This window comes from Chitinophaga rupis (assembly GCF_900109685.1).
Lineage (GTDB): Bacteria > Bacteroidota > Bacteroidia > Chitinophagales > Chitinophagaceae > Chitinophaga > Chitinophaga rupis.
This window is the reverse complement of the sequence record NZ_FOBB01000006.1, coordinates 41,884-53,411: the sequence shown is the minus strand read 5'-3', so window position 1 is coordinate 53,411 and position 11,528 is coordinate 41,884. Positions and strand designations below refer to the sequence as shown.

Genomic DNA, 11,528 nt, shown 5'->3' with positions numbered 1-11,528 from the left:
GAAAGGAATGATGATGATGCTTCAGGGTATTACCTACACCCATCCCAACCGGGATCTATTATTTACTGGTATAGATCTCGTTATCAACAAACACGATAAAATTGCATTAATAGGCAATAACGGCGCAGGAAAATCTACCCTGTTAAAGATCCTGTCCGGCAACCTGCAACCCTCCGGCGGCCTGGTAAAAGCAGCCGGCAAGCCTTATTATTTACCACAGCTGTTTGGTCAGTATAACCATCTTAGTATTGCAGAAGCCCTGCAGGTGCAGCATAAGCTACAGGCATTAAAAGAGATCCTGGATGGCCATGTAACAGCTGAGAACATGGCATTGCTGGATGATGACTGGGCCATTGAAGAACGCTGCAAAGAAGCCTTCATGCACTGGAAGCTGGACAGCCTGACCCTTACCCAAAAAATGGGAACCCTTAGCGGCGGGCAAAACACAAGGGTTTTCCTGGCAGGTATTATGATCCACCGCCCGGAAATAGTTTTGTTGGATGAGCCCAGCAACCACCTGGATACCCTTAGCCGGAACATTCTCTATAACTACATACAAACTACTAACAACACCCTGGTAGTAGTAAGCCACGACAGAACTTTATTAAACCTCCTGCATACCGTTTATGAGCTCAGCAAGCGCGGTATCACAGTTTACGGCGGTAATTATGATTTTTACGCAGCACAGAAAATGATAGAGCGGGATGCGCTGGACCAGGACCTCAAGAGTAAAGAAAAAGCACTGCGCAAGGCAAAAGAAACAGAAAGGGAATCACTGGAACGGCAGCAAAAGCTGGATGCCCGCGGAAAAAAGAAACAGGAAAAAGCAGGCCTGCCCACCATTTCCATGAATACCTTTAAGAACAATGCGGAAAAAAGCACGGCACGGTTAAAGGGCGTTCATGCAGAGAAAGTGGATACCATTGCGCAGGAGCTGGATCAGCTGCGAAAAGAGCTGCCCGGTACAGAGAAAATGAAGATGGACCTCGACAATTCCGCCCTACATAAGGGAAAGATCCTGGTTACTGCAAAGGAAATTAATTTCGGATACGGCAGCAGGCAGCTTTGGCAACCCGGCCTTAGCTTCCAGGTAAAAAGCGGTGAGCGTTTAGCCATTAAAGGCCTTAACGGCTCCGGCAAAACCACCTTAATAAAAATGATCTTAGGGGAGCTGCAACCCCGCTCAGGAACCCTGGACAGGGCCGGCGTTAAAGCCATTTATATTGATCAGGACTATTCAGGGATCAACAATACCCTCAGCGTATACGAACAGGCGCAGCAGGCTAATACCGGCGCCCTGCAGGAGCATGAGGTAAAGACCCGCCTAAACCGTTTTTTGTTTACAAAAGAATACTGGGATAAACCCTGCAGCGCACTAAGCGGCGGCGAAAAAATGCGCCTGATGCTTTGCGCCTTAACCATCAGCAACCAGGCCCCGGATATGATCATCTTAGATGAGCCCACCAATAACCTGGACATCCAGAATATAGAGATCTTAACCAATGCCATTAATGAATATAAAGGCACGCTGCTGGTAGTGTCGCACGACGAATATTTTTTAAGACAGGTAAATGTGGAAGGGGAGATTACCTTAGGATGATCCACCGGCCCGCCTGACCGCAGCGGAAACGGCAATAAAAGTTTTTTTAAAAAAATATTTCTCTTTTTGTCCAATCCGGGAAATTCAGTTGTCATTCTGCTTTAACAACATAAAAACTAAAGCAATGAATCAACGTTTGAATCTCCACCAGAAAGGACAAAATGCCCTTAAAACACTTTTTGCCACTGGCAGTTACCTGAAAAAAACATCCCTGGAGCTTTCCTTACGGGAGCTGGTCGATTTCAGGGTATCCCAGATCAATGGCTGCGCCTATTGCCTGGATATGCATTCAAAAGATGCACGGGCCCATGGCGAAACAGAGCAGCGCCTGTATGGTTTAAGCGCCTGGCGGGAAACGCCTTATTATACTGACCGGGAAAGGGCCGCATTAGCCTGGGCAGAAGCCGTTACCGCCTGCCATGTACCGGATGAGGTATATAATGATGCCATACAGCAATTCTCAGAAGAAGAGCTGATCGATCTTACGCTTGCCGTTTCCAACATCAATACCTGGAACCGTTTTAACCTGGCATTCCCCACTACGCCAGGCGGCTACCGCGTAGGGCAGTTCGGTTGATCATACCGCCGCTTTTAAGTATTTACTAAATTGTAGTAATTTTTAATAACGCCAAACAAACAAATAAAATGAATGAGTTCCTGTTAATATTTCGCAGAGATTTCATGAATAAGGAAGCGCAGCCATCACCCGATGAGCTGCAGGAATCCCTGAAGCTTTGGCAAAACTGGTTCGGCGGAATTGCTGCCCAGGACAAGCTGGCCAGGCCCCTGCAAAGATGGGATGGTAAAGGCAAGGTGGTAACGCCTAACAAGGTGGTCACCAACGGGCCTTATGTTGAGATCAAGGAATCAATAGGCGGGTTAGCGATCATAAAAGCGGCGGATTATGAAGAAGCCTGTGAAATAGCGAAAGGCTGCCCCATCCTGTTGTTAGGAGGTAATGTGGAGGTACGGATGGCTAGTCCCATAGAGTAGCGCAGGTTATTTTCTGGAAATGCCTTTGTAATTTACAAAGGCATTTTATTTTCTATGACCGGAAATCAGCTCATCCCGAATTTATTCAGAACAGAGTACCAGAAGATCGTTTCGGTGCTCTGTTACCTGTTTGGCATTGAACATATTGAAATAGCAGAAGACATCGTCAGCGATACATTCCTTGCTGCAACAGAATCATGGAGCCTGCACGGCATTCCGGATAATCCCACAGGATGGCTTTATACCGTAGCAAAAAACAAAACAAAGAATTATTTAAAGCGCAACTCCCTGTTTGAACAAAAGCTTTCAGCGGAATTAAAATATAACGCAAGCCTGGAAACCGGCAGCGAGATCGAAATTGACCTCTCGCCCAAAAACATTACCGACAGTCAGCTGGGCATGATCTTTACCGTGTGTAATCCCGTTATTTCAGCAGAATCGCAGATTGCACTTGCTTTAAACCTGTTATGCGGTTTTGGCATCCAGGAAATAGCGGATGCCTTTTTAACCAACAAAGAAGTAGTGTATAAGCGGATAAACCGGGCCAAGGAAAAATTAAAAGAAGCTAAGATCAAAATAGAAACACCCGGCCTGGCAGAAATTAATACCCGGCTGGAGATGGTGCTCACTACCATTTACCTGCTGTTCTCAGAAGGTTATTATTCAACTTCCAAAAATATAACCTTACGTAAAGATCTTTGCGCAGAAGCAATGCGGCTAACCTACCTGCTGATTGAAAATACAAACACCAATACGCCGGCCGTAAATGCCCTGATGGCCCTTATGTGCTTTCACACCTCGCGGTTTGATGCAAGGATGAACGAAGAAGGAGAGGCCATCCTGTACCAGGACCAGGATACTGCACTTTGGAACCAGGAGCTCATTGCCAAAGGCCGGTATTTTCTGCACCAGGCTTCTTCTTTAGAGGTGTTAACAAAGTATCACCTGGAAGCAGGCATTGCTTATTGGCATACCTTTAAGGAAGACAGCCCCGAAAAATGGGAAGGCATTCTGCAGCTGTATAATAACCTGCTTATCCTTCAATATTCACCCATTGCTGCGCTTAACAGAACGTTTGCCCTGAGCAAGGTAAAAGGAAAACAGACGGCCATTATTGAAGCGGAAAAGCTGGGCCTTACCAATAACCATTTTTATTATTCATTATTGGGGAACCTTTATACGGATATTGATAATAAACAGGCATTGCAGCACTTTGAAAAGGCATTGGAGCTGGCCGCTTCAGAATCCGATAAAGCTATGATAGCAAAGAACATTGCCCGGCTAAGTACCCATTAGTGTTGCCCCTTACCAGGCTAAATACATACAATTTTTATCATGATCACCTATATAGTTTTGTACGTAACAATCCATCCTCATGCAAAAAAACAGCACTTCCATTGGCAATCGCATTAAGAACCGTATCCGGGCTGTCATCCTTGCGCTAACACCAGGCCAGGCAAGCCTGAAAGCCGCAGGTACCGGTGTTTTTATAGCCGCCCTGCTCTTTTTTGTTCTTTCCATGGCAGATACCTTTTTAAAAGGCGTCAGCTTTGGCTATTACCTGGTAAGCGTTGTATGCTACCTGTTGATAGCAGTGGCAGCAGCCTGGTTATTAGGGCAGCTGGTGCGGCTGGTGGCCAAAACACCGCGCAATTTCAGAACAGCAGTGTCGCTGGTTGTTTTGTGCCTGCTGTTTTTCTTCCGGCTCAACGGACAGTATGGCTGGATCCTGATTTCCATCCTGATCCTTTTCCCGGCTTTGACCTTTGGAGCGCTGTACGCCTGGAAAACCCACCGGGGAGCGGCATGGCCTAAAAAGCAGCGCATCATTACCCTGGTTTCGCTGGCCATAGGCATACTGGGTATAGTCATAAGCCTGTACCTTTTCTTATATTCCGGCTCACCGGTTAAGCCCATAAAAGATTATAAGATCCTGGCTCATTTACCGGAGCCTATTCAGGCCGCTGACCCTTCTAAGCCCGGCAGCTATGCAGTATCGTTCCTCACCTATGGGTCAGGGAAAGACAAACGCCGCGATATATATGGTAAGGATGCAAAAATAAAAACGCCTTCAGTAGATGCTACCTTCCTGCTTAAATCCTGGGACGGATTATCGGGTAAGCTGCGTACCTGGTACTTTGGCTTTGATCAAACAGCATTGCCTTTGAATGCCATGGTATGGTATCCCAAAGATCTGAAAGCACCTGCGCCGCTGGTGCTGGTAGTGCATGGAAACCATCTTGCCCAGGACTGGTCGGAAGGCGGGTATGATTACCTGGCTGAATTGCTGGCCAGCAGGGGATATATAGTAGCTTCGGTAGATGAGAACTTCCTCAACTCCAGCTTTACAGACCTGCCGGGTGGAGGATTAAAAGAGGAAAATGGCGTCAGGGGATGGATGATGCTGAAACACCTGGAGCTTTGGAGAAAGTGGAACCAGGATCCCAAAAATCCCTTTTATCATCTGGTAGATATGGACCATATTGCCCTCATGGGCCATTCAAGAGGAGGAGAGGCCATGTCGCACGCCGCCTTATTTAACACCCTGCCCAGCTTTCCGGATAATGCAAATGAAGTGTTCAATTTTAATTTCAACATCAAAGCCTATGTAGCCATTGCCCCGGTTGACGGGCAATATAAACCCGCCGCTATATTGGCCCCGCTGAAAGACATCAACTATTTTGTGATACAGGGAACGCATGATATGGACATGCAATCTTACGGCGGCTTAAGCCCTTTTAAACGGATTGAATATTCCCCTTCATTCAACGGTATTAAAGCCGGCTTATATGTGCACCATGCCAACCATGGCCAGTTCAATACCTCCTGGGGAAAGTACGATGGCAGCAGCCCTTATATTAACCGGTTTAACATGACCAACCTGATGCCGGTCAAAGACCAGGAGCAAATAGCAAAGGTGTACATCAGCGCTTTCCTGGATCTGAACCTGAAGGGCGACAGTGCTTACAAACCCCTGTTTATGGATTACCGTTATGGCCGCCAATGGCTGCCCAAACAAATTTATTTCAACCAGTTTGAGAGCAGCCGCACCACTTATATAGCCCGGTATGAGGAAGATCTGAACCTGCAAACAGCCACCCGGCCAGGCGTTTCCATATCATCATCACATTTAAGCGTTTGGAGGGAAGCGCAGCATAAGCTTATGTGGGGCGATCATATTTCCCGTGCCGCCTATATAGGATGGAACAGGGAAGAGGTGGATTCCCTGGTAGGGAAATATACCTTTACCCTGCCGGATAGCGCAGGCTTAAAGCTGGATGGCCGGGCGCTGGTATTCAGCCTGGCAGAAAGCGACGAAAGCTCCCTCCACGTTGAGAAAGGTAAGAAGAGCAAAGCAGAAAAAAAGAAAGAGAAAAAAGCGGCTAAAGAAGATAAAAAGGACAACGAAAAAAAGCCGGTTGACTTTACCCTGGAATTAACGGACCAGCAGGGCTCCCATATCCGCTTCCTGCTAAGTGAGTGTATGCCGCTGCAGCCGCAGATAAAGAAGAACCTAGCGAAATACGCTTTTCTAAATTCTAACGATGATGCAGAATCCATTCCCGACTTCTTTTATTTTGACCTGGATGCATTGCAAAAGAAACATCCTGCTTTTGTAATGAATAAGCTGCGCAGCATTCAGCTGATCTTTGACCAGTCAAAGGCCGGCGTGATCATTCTGGATGATGTCGGGTTTATGGATTAACTACTTCCCCGAAAGAAAATCCGTTCGGCCCTCAATAGAGATACCTATAAAAGGTCTTACCGGCTGATCCTGGTTTATACGGGGCGGGTCCGGCAATACCCTGGACTGGCTTGTGCCGTCAGGCGGTTGATTAACAATGCTGCCCAGCCCGGGGAAATTGTATATTTTCCCGATCGTTATAAACGTTTGGTTGCCGCTGCCTATGGGGAAAGATACGGATGGTATGGGAAGATCATCTGCCGTAATTGAAAGCAGGTTACCGGATCCTATTTTACCAAGGAACCTGACTGTATCAGGCATTAACAGGTTGCCATATCCCAATCCGCGTACATCGCCGAACCGGTTGGCCTCCAGGCCCCGTAACGGGCTAAAGGGCGATTGGTTGACAGTTACAATGGTTTCATCCCGTTTTTCCTTATTGGTTTCACCCATTGCTTTGCCTCCTTTTTCTATTAACCGTTCCCACCATTTGTCTTTGTCAGAAGGCGGGCGCAGATAGGAGACTAAGCGTTTCATTACAATGTCTTTAATTGCTTTTTCGCGTTCAGCCTTAGTTTTTAACGTGAAGATGTTCTTCAGGCTGATAGCGGTTTCCTGGATCACAAGGGAAGCCAGCAGGATGGCCAGCTGATGGTTTTTGTTAGAGGGATAGTCCTTTGCTATTTTGGCGTGCGAAGTGGTGGAAGACGCTGCCTGGTCTTTTTTAAACTTATCATCGTAAAATTCACTCGTTGTTCCGGTGGTTACATGGGAGGTTATGGAATACAGGGAAGTATTGTCGCTGGTTCCAACAGAGCCCGTAGTAAGCTCAGTGCCAAAAGAAGTATCATGCTGCATAAGCTCTAAAAAGTTGGAATGCGCAAAAAAATCTTCTATGGTATGAAAGGCGTTACCGATCCGGGTGAAGCCGGCTGCAGATGGAGGCGTTTGTTCTACCGCAGCAAGAAATTCCGTTTCAATATATTCAACAGGCGTTTTTTTAGTGGGTTCACCTTTGATTGGTAAGATCCGGGGTACCCATTGCTGGCTTTTTTCATCCCATATTTTGTTCCATTCGTCCCGGCTTATCCAGCGTTCTTTTTCACTGTCCCATACAAAATTATCAAAGTGCTCATAATCCTTATAGCCCCCGAACCGGTTATACTCTCCCAGCAGCAGCGCATTTACCAAAGCATAGGGGCTTTGGCTGTAATCCCGTTGTTTATTGCCTTTTTCAATGTTGCGGATATCTGCTTCTTCAAAAATGCCTGACAAGGCCGATTCGTCTATTACATGGTGATCATCGTCAGCAAACCTTTGAATGGAGGCTGCGCCGCTTTGCTGCACAGTATGCGTAAGCTCATGCGCCAGCAGCTGTTTGCCGCTTTCGGATTGAGGATTGTATTTGCCTTCGTTAAAATAAATATCGTTACCCACCGTAAATGCCTGCGACTGCAATTCGCGGTTCATTTGTATGGATTCGTTATCCGTATGGATCTTTACCCCGCTGAAGTCAGTGCCAAAGCGGTTTTCCATAAAGGTCCTGGCGCCGTCGTCAATAGCGCTGCCGCTTCCTTTGGAAGCATGGATCTTGCTGCTTACAGCATCTGAAGCCTGAGCGCCTCCTTCACTGCCTTTCTTCTGGATAAAGGAAGCTAAGGGCTTGCGTTGCATCTGCTCTTCATTTTCGCAATGCGTGCATTTACGTTGAATAAAAGATGCGGCAGGCATGCGCATTACTTTATTTGCCATGGCATCGGCTTCATGTTCTAATGGATCGCCGGTAGCGCCGATGTTTAATTTACAGGAAACGGATAATGGCATAACACCCATTTCAGGCATGATTGGTTGTACGGGTTCCTGTGCAGGTAATACGGTTGCATTTGTTTTTGTGGCGCCATTCGGGGTTTGTGTGTGATGTATTGGCATGTTCATGTTAAGGCGGTATTTGTTTTGAACAAACAACATGGTATAAGCCCGGTTAAAACGGTACAGGCTTAAAGAGTTAACGGGGAGCATTAAATAAGAAGTAGCAGCAGAGCATTCCGCTGCTACTTCCGGGAATACTATTCTGCAGTGGTGGGGTCAATTACCGTAGCCACCTCGTTGATGGTATTGGCTGGGAACCCTCCCTGCTTTGCATGTTCACGGATCATGTCTGCATTCGGCGCAATGTAAACACAGTAGATCTTGTCGGCGGTTACAAAACTCTGAACCCATTGAATTTCCGGTCCCATTTTGTTTAGCACGTCACACGAAGTTTGAGAAACTGCTTTTAACTGTTCTGCGGATAATTTACCTGCGCCTGGAATTTCGCGCTCGATCACATACTTAGGCATAATTTGATTGTTTTAATTTTTCTATCCATTAACCATTGAAATTTGCTTTATTATAGCTGCTACTTGTTCTGGGGTGGCCATTGAGATAGTAAAAGGGGTACGCCATAAATATACGCAATTATTTCATTGTGCAGGCTGGGCGGTATGAAAGCGGCTGGGGATCTTAGTAACGGCGGCCCTGGTTTGCTCTGCGGTGGTAATTAAAGGATTAACGGCGGTGGCGGCGCTAATACGAAAAGGAAAATTCCTGGTTATTTTCATTTGTTAGTTTCACCGACCAGCTTGCATATTCCTTACTTGCAAACAGCAAGATCTGGTCCCGGTAGGTTTTACCATTTAACTCAAACTCAATGGCAACAGGCGGGTTGGCAACATCTGCGGAACTTTTAGAAGAATAGGCAAGATAAGTGTGGGTAGATGATGCACAACCGGAGCTGGAGCAGGCCGTTCTTGAATTGTAGCTGTCATAAAACCGTAATACGCCATCCAGGTGAAGCCCGTTAATCTCGTATTGCTGAAAGGTGATGGTAACATCCGCAATAGCGCTACTCCGGGTAGAAGATGATGAGGACGAGCTGGTCTTCGTAAAAGATCCGTTCACCACAGCTTTGCCGCCGGCAGCGCCCTCTAATACCTTCCCGGAATAAGTTTGGTTCTCCTTGGTTAAAACTGGTTTCAGGGTAGAGGTCCATAAAGCGTTGATCTTAGCAAAGGCGGCTCTGGCCTGTTCTGCGGTGGTGATCGGCGGATTAACGGCGGCGGTATCCTTATCATCTTTACTGCAAGCGGTTAACAGGCAAAGGCTAACAAGGATCCCTGACAGATACTTTTTCATGGTGATGCTGTTTAAGGTGAGCGGAAATTTTATCTTCACCAAAAGTAGCAAAGGCCAGGGCTGCCATCAATATAACAAAAGTTATAGCGGATATGACCATTACTCCGCACATTACTTTTCCGCAAAGGCATCGCTGAATGCCGCTATATTACTGCCGTCTTTACTTTTATCCAGTACGGCAAAAACAACGGATTTAAAACATTGACTGTACTTCCCGCCATTCAGCAGGTATGATACAAAATACCTGGCGGTATAACAGGCTGTTGGATACAGAATAGGTAATGTCATCTTTAACGTCTATTTTTTCACCATTCACCTGGTAAAAGCCCCGGTCAATAATGGCCAGCGTTTCCTGGGCTTTCTCGGCTCTCGTCGTCTTTTTCATCTTTAAACTTTAGCCGTTAAAGTTATACTATTGCCTGCAATGGCCAGGTATAATAAAAAGCCCCGCGTATAACACGGGGCTTCACATTTGTGTCAGTCTCACTGCCCAACAGCGCCGGGGTTTTGTCCATTTTGATTTTTTCCATGAATGTCATATTTTGGAGTACTATAAGAACAATAATGGCACAGATCACACTACCCCACTTCGGAACAATAGACTCCGGTAATTTGGAAGAATATTATGATGTTGAAGTTACGCTATCCGGAAATACAATTGAGATAGGCCTGAATTTCGACGGCAATAGTATAGACACAGGCCGGATAGAAGCTGCGAAGAAATTTCTTGATAACATCGGCCAATACCTTGGGAAAACCCGTGAATATATTACTGCTGACTTCGGGGATGAGGAAAGCGATTCAGTGAAATTTTATCTGAGCTTTCACAAAGAGGAAATGGGAGAAGCTGAATTGCGTGAAGAGCTGAAGCTGACTGGCGGTAGCAATGATCTGGATCAGCAATTGATCGCAAAATTGCAGCCCGCGCGCATGGCATATATCCCGGAAGTGATGATCACTTTGCAATCTTTGATTATTCTTTTGGCCGGGATTTTACTAATTATATCCTGGTTGTAGCTACAGATGAAAATGGTGAATTGATCGATATGACCGTTGAGAGCTGACCAGCAATGCAAAAACTTTGTTGACACCTTTGCATCCTTATTAAAGCAAGCCTACCGTTTATACCTGAACTGTTTCAGCAGCGCTTCCTTTTTCCGCCACGGCACTGTTATACACCCCATTTAGCATTTAATATAGTGGAGGTTGATAATATTAATATGCGGGTCCAATATATGCGGGACAGGAAGAACTGCCGTTTAGCAAATGGGAGGGATGACTGAGCCGGCGGAGGATTGCAATGTCGTAAATAGCCCTTCAGTTAGTCCGGTATAGCCGCTATCCAAAACAAATTTTCCCGCCATCTTTGTTGTGTCGAAATCAATAAACAATCGGCATAAACATAAGTGGAGCAGCGACCACTTTAAAAACGGGCGGAACCGAAAAGCCAGATGAGTAGGAACAAAAAATATATGTTATGTCAAACAATGTTGTTTCACTGCACAGAGTTCTTAAAACATCGCCGGAAAAAGTATACCGCGCATTTACAGAAGCCCTGGCAATCGCTTCCTGGTTACCTCCTTATGGATTTCTTTGTACCGTTCATGAAATGAATGTAACGGTAGGCGGTACCCATAAAATGTCATTCCAGAATTTTACAACCGGCGGTAGTCATTCATTCGGTGGTACCTACCTGGAGCTCAAACCTAATGAGCTGTTAAAGTACACTGATAAATTTGACGATCCGAACCTGCCGGGAGAAATGACCACCACTGTATTGCTCCGGAAAACTATTGCAGGTACAGAAATAAAAATTACGCAGGAAGGGATCCCGGCTGCTATACCCGTTGAAATGTGCTATTTAGGCTGGCAGGAATCACTGGAAAAGCTGGCTAAGCTGGTAGAGCCTGAGATACCGGCTTGATGCAGATAACATGCGATATATTGCTTTTACAGACCATCAGGTATAGGATTCCGGTGGTCTTTTTTTTGTTGTGTCAAATGTCAGGTAGTTTAATAGCCGTGCTGTTGCTAATAATACATCTTCCTCCGGTATTGCCTACCCAGCCGTAATAA

12 protein-coding genes are annotated in these 11,528 nt (G+C 46.1%); 7 read left to right on the top strand and 5 right to left on the bottom strand.

All coding sequences use genetic code 11. From position 1 onward, the window contains the following. The first annotated feature begins 7 nt into the window (after window positions 1-7). The 5 genes from abc-f to BMZ54_RS21595 all read left to right on the top strand — a co-directional run bounded on the left by abc-f (window position 8) and on the right by BMZ54_RS21595 (window position 6,299). On the top strand, window positions 8-1,600 hold the full coding sequence (gene abc-f, locus BMZ54_RS21615) for a ribosomal protection-like ABC-F family protein (RefSeq protein WP_238386644.1): 1,593 nt from the start codon (window positions 8-10) through the stop codon (window positions 1,598-1,600). 124 nt (window positions 1,601-1,724) lie between these two features. After that, on the top strand, window positions 1,725-2,177 hold the full coding sequence (locus tag BMZ54_RS21610; protein WP_089917253.1) for a carboxymuconolactone decarboxylase family protein: 453 nt from the start codon (window positions 1,725-1,727) through the stop codon (window positions 2,175-2,177). A 104-nt stretch (window positions 2,178-2,281) separates the two neighbouring features. Further along, the gene (locus tag BMZ54_RS21605; RefSeq protein WP_238386643.1) at window positions 2,282-2,593 is read left to right on the top strand and encodes a YciI family protein; all 312 of its coding nucleotides are present in this window, start codon (window positions 2,282-2,284) and stop codon (window positions 2,591-2,593) included. Between the two features lie 54 nt (window positions 2,594-2,647). After that, window positions 2,648-3,889 carry an RNA polymerase sigma factor gene (locus tag BMZ54_RS21600; protein WP_089917248.1) on the top strand — a complete coding sequence of 414 codons (1,242 nt, stop codon included), beginning with the start codon at window positions 2,648-2,650 and terminating at the stop codon, window positions 3,887-3,889. Window positions 3,890-3,968: 79 nt separating this feature from the next. Further along, a complete protein-coding gene (locus BMZ54_RS21595) occupies window positions 3,969-6,299 on the top strand; it encodes an alpha/beta hydrolase (RefSeq protein WP_089917245.1) in 2,331 nt (776 codons plus the stop codon). On the opposite strand, the gene BMZ54_RS21590 is transcribed toward BMZ54_RS21595, so the two are convergent. The 5 genes from BMZ54_RS21590 to BMZ54_RS33495 all read right to left on the bottom strand — a co-directional run bounded on the left by BMZ54_RS21590 (window position 6,300) and on the right by BMZ54_RS33495 (window position 9,982). Beyond that, a complete protein-coding gene (locus tag BMZ54_RS21590) occupies window positions 6,300-8,213 on the bottom strand; it encodes an eCIS core domain-containing protein (RefSeq protein ID WP_162277638.1) in 1,914 nt (637 codons plus the stop codon). A 131-nt stretch (window positions 8,214-8,344) separates the two neighbouring features. Beyond that, complete coding sequence (locus BMZ54_RS21585; RefSeq protein WP_089917239.1) at window positions 8,345-8,617, bottom strand: DUF4242 domain-containing protein; 273 nt, start codon at window positions 8,615-8,617, stop codon at window positions 8,345-8,347. Between the two features lie 226 nt (window positions 8,618-8,843). Continuing rightward, window positions 8,844-9,452 (bottom strand): hypothetical protein, encoded by a 609-nt coding sequence (locus BMZ54_RS21580; RefSeq protein WP_089917237.1) that lies wholly within the window; start codon window positions 9,450-9,452, stop codon window positions 8,844-8,846. Window positions 9,453-9,645: 193 nt separating this feature from the next. Continuing rightward, window positions 9,646-9,837 carry a TIGR02452 family protein gene (locus tag BMZ54_RS21570; protein WP_089917232.1) on the bottom strand — a complete coding sequence of 64 codons (192 nt, stop codon included), beginning with the start codon at window positions 9,835-9,837 and terminating at the stop codon, window positions 9,646-9,648. A 22-nt stretch (window positions 9,838-9,859) separates the two neighbouring features. Beyond that, complete coding sequence (locus BMZ54_RS33495; protein ID WP_262487618.1) at window positions 9,860-9,982, bottom strand: hypothetical protein; 123 nt, start codon at window positions 9,980-9,982, stop codon at window positions 9,860-9,862. 34 nt (window positions 9,983-10,016) lie between these two features. Between BMZ54_RS33495 and BMZ54_RS32800 the strand changes: the two genes are divergently transcribed. Further along, window positions 10,017-10,469 (top strand): DUF2004 domain-containing protein, encoded by a 453-nt coding sequence (locus tag BMZ54_RS32800; RefSeq protein ID WP_162277637.1) that lies wholly within the window; start codon window positions 10,017-10,019, stop codon window positions 10,467-10,469. A gap of 460 nt (window positions 10,470-10,929) precedes the next feature. Beyond that, window positions 10,930-11,376, top strand: a complete 447-nt coding sequence (locus tag BMZ54_RS21560) for an SRPBCC family protein (RefSeq protein WP_089917230.1) — start codon at window positions 10,930-10,932, stop codon at window positions 11,374-11,376. Window positions 11,377-11,528: the final 152 nt, after the last annotated feature.